Origin of the sequence: Psychrobacter sp. (assembly GCF_018260395.1) — a bacterium.
Taxonomy (GTDB): domain Bacteria; phylum Pseudomonadota; class Gammaproteobacteria; order Pseudomonadales; family Moraxellaceae; genus Psychrobacter.
Genome location: NZ_JAGLBC010000192.1, coordinates 1 through 3,279, shown reverse-complemented (window position 1 = coordinate 3,279; position 3,279 = coordinate 1). Strand labels below are relative to the sequence as shown.

At 36.6% G+C, this 3,279-nt stretch carries 2 protein-coding genes and 2 pseudogenes; 3 read left to right on the top strand and 1 reads right to left on the bottom strand.

Features of this window, described 5'->3' with window-relative positions:
* From QZ265_RS10300 to QZ265_RS10290, 3 genes and pseudogenes are all read left to right on the top strand, one after another.
* Nucleotides 1–268: M20/M25/M40 family metallo-hydrolase (locus tag QZ265_RS10300; protein WP_296405885.1), on the top strand; the 268-nt coding region annotated here is incomplete at its 5' end.
* Nucleotides 269–377: 109 nt separating this feature from the next.
* A pseudogene (locus QZ265_RS10295) lies at nucleotides 378–944 on the top strand (amino acid ABC transporter permease); the annotation flags it as partial.
* Between the two features lie 48 nt (nucleotides 945–992).
* Entirely contained in the window at nucleotides 993–1,820 is an 828-nt protein-coding gene (locus tag QZ265_RS10290) for an amino acid ABC transporter ATP-binding protein (protein WP_296405888.1), read from the top strand.
* 85 nt (nucleotides 1,821–1,905) lie between these two features.
* Here QZ265_RS10290 and QZ265_RS10285 read toward each other — a convergent pair.
* Nucleotides 1,906–3,105, bottom strand: a pseudogene (locus QZ265_RS10285) (IS256 family transposase).
* Nucleotides 3,106–3,279: the final 174 nt, after the last annotated feature.

Below are 3,279 nucleotides of genomic sequence, written 5' to 3'. Positions count from 1 at the left end.
ACAAATTAATAGTTATCCAGGTCTACTTACTACCATCAATCAACATGAAAAAGAAAAAATCCAAAAACTACTACCTTCATTAAGCCAATTTACAAAAATTTCATTCGGTACAGAAGGTGGTTTATTTCAAAACTATTTTGATTCACCAATATTTGTTTGTGGGCCTGGTTCGATTGATGTTGCACATAAACCAAATGAATATATTGCTATTGATCAATTAAATGCCTGTAGCAGTTTTTTGAATAAACTGATTCATACCCTTTTATAGTTCAAAACTATAAATTATTTAACCAATGAGGTGAAAGATTATGCAATTTGATTGGTCATACACATTTAGTTTATTGAAAAATAAGGATTTCTGAAAAGCTACTCTTACCGTATTAGAGTTGAGCATACTGGTTTGGTTTTTAGGAATAATTTTAGGTTTTTTTCTTGCAATTGGCAAAAAATCTGAAATAAAAATAATATCTCTATTTAGCAGAAGCTACATATGGCTATTTAGAAGCTTGCCATTATTAGTTTTGCTTATATTTATTTATAGTATGCCTCAAGTTTTTCCTAAAACTAGTATCATATTGTCTTCATCATTCATCTCAGGTCTTATTGCGCTAACTTTATGCGAATCAGCTTATATAGCAGAGATTCACCGTGGAGGTCTTAATTCAGTACCAGAGGCTCAGATTGAAGCTGGTAAAGCCTTAGGTATTAAACCTTTAGGAATAAAAACGCTCATTGTGATTCCCCAAGCTATAAGAATTGCATTACCCACTCTAAGTAACGAATTTATTACCATTGTTAAACTAACTTCTTTAGTTTCGGTTATTTCTTTAACTGAAATTTTACTAGTTGGACAACGACTTTATACTCAAAACTTCTTAGTTCTCGAAACGATGTTAGCAGTTGCATTCTATTATGTTTTAATTGTTACGATTTTTGGATATTTAATACAAAAGTTCGAAAATTTAATTGATATCAATCTAAGAAAACCGAATATGCTTAAAGAAGGTGAGCTATTACCGGGCATCTCAACAGATAAAAAACTTGAAAACTATAAAGAAATCATATATGAAAAAAAAGGAGATTATGCACTTGAAGCAGAAAATATACATAAATCCTATGGCAGCCATGAAGTTTTAAAAGGAATTGATTTAAAAGTAAAATGGGGAGAAGTGGTTTCCATAATTGGCCCATCTGGCTCAGGTAAGACTACCTTTATTCGGACCTTAAATGGGTTAGAAAGTCTAAATAAAGGTACTGTAAACCTTATGGGAAATCCATTTTTAAAGGATCAAATATTAACGCATAGCTCTAAACCTTTTAAAAATCAAATTATTCACATAGGTATGGTTTTTCAAAACTTTAATTTGTTCCCGCATAAAACAGTTTTAGAAAACGTCATGCTTGCACCTCAATACCACAAAATTCATGATAAAGGTATTAATCAACTTACTGCAATAGCTATGCTCGATAAAGTTGGAATGAAGTTACATGCAAAGAAATACCCGCATCAGCTATCTGGTGGCCAAAAGCAAAGAGTGGCAATAGCTCGGGCATTGGCAATGGAGCCCTCAATAATACTTTTTGACGAACCAACTTCTGCATTAGATCCAGAATTAGTAAATGAGGTACTCAAAGTTATGGCCCAACTTGCTGAAGAAGGCATGACTATGATAATTGTTACGCATGAAATGAATTTTGCTTTTGAAGTATCTGATAGAATAATTTTCATGGAAAATGGACATATTATTGAGCAAGGTAAACCAAGTGAATTAAGATTAAGTAACAATGAAAGATTCAATAAGTTTATTAATAATAAATAGTAAGATAAATTTTAAAATTATATTTAACTTCAGCATAGATAAATCTAAAAAATTAGAGGGCGTTCAAAACTCTGTGTCAACTAAATTAAAGACGCATCACCGAATCTAATCGACCAGGGAAATAGATAGACAGCTGCATCATCGTCTGTCCCCAATTACGAATCGGCATCGTCCACTTGGCACTGGCATTTAACATACCAACATACAACAATTTGAGCAAGCTGGTTTCATTCGGGAATGCGCCTTTGGTTTTAGTAAGTTTACGAAACTGACGATGTACCGCTTCCACCGCATTGGTGGTATAAATAGGCTTTCTCACTGCTTCAGGATATTTAAAATAGGCAGATAGCAAATGTCACTTGTCCCGCCAAGACTTAATCACCGCCGGATACTGATCGCCCCAAACAGCCTCTAAATCATCAAGGGCCAGTTCAGCGGACTCCTTATTAACTGCCTTATAAACAGGCTTTAAATCGCGTATAAAGGCTTTTTGATCACGACTAGCCACATAACGGATACTATTACGGATTTGGTGAATCACACACAGCTGTACTTCTGTATTGGGGAAAATGGCATTGATGGCTTCAGGAAAACCCTTTAGGCCATCCACACAAGCGATGAGAATATCTTGTACGCCACGATTGTGTAAATCTGTGAGCACAGATAGCCAGTAGTTTGCCCCTTCGCTTTCAGAGCAGTACAGACCAATGAGTTCTTTTTTGCCTTCGGTATTAAGTGCTAATAGCGTGTAAATGGCTTTGCTGACATAGCGTCCTTCGTCTTTGACCTTGTAGTGAATCGCATCAAGCCAGACAAACGGATAAACGCTGTCGAGTGGACGAGATTGCCATGCTTTAAGCTGCGGTATCAGCTCATCAGTGATGCTACTGATGGTGGCCTCTGAGACCTCAAGTTGGTAGATCTCAGCAATGTGGTGGCGTATGTCACGGTAACTCATGCCATGAGAAAATAGCGATAGAATGCGGTTGTCGATCTCAGCGGTGAGTTTAGTTTGATGTTTCTTGACCAACACAGGCTCATATTCACCGTTACGATCTCGTGGGGTTTCAAGCTCGAAGCTGCCCGCCGCTGATTTGACGGTCTTTTTGCTGTAACCGTTACGACGGTTGCTTGTAGAACTTTGTTCAAGGTGGCTTTGTATTTCGGCATTTAAGGCAGCTTCGGTGAGCTGTTTGATGAGTGGAGCTAGTACCCCGTCACTGCCTGTGATAGGTTTACCTGCTTGAATGCCTTTTAAGGCTTCGTTAAAGTCAAAGTTTTGCATGGTGTCATTCCTTGTTTTTTACATAGTTTAGGGGAATGACACAGAATTTTGAACACTACCTTTTATTTTAAATTTTAATAGCGGATTATTGAATAGCCATTTACCTATTAGAGCCTTATAACTTGCCGATTAGCCCTCAAGGTGACATATATACTGTACAATTTGCTCAGTACG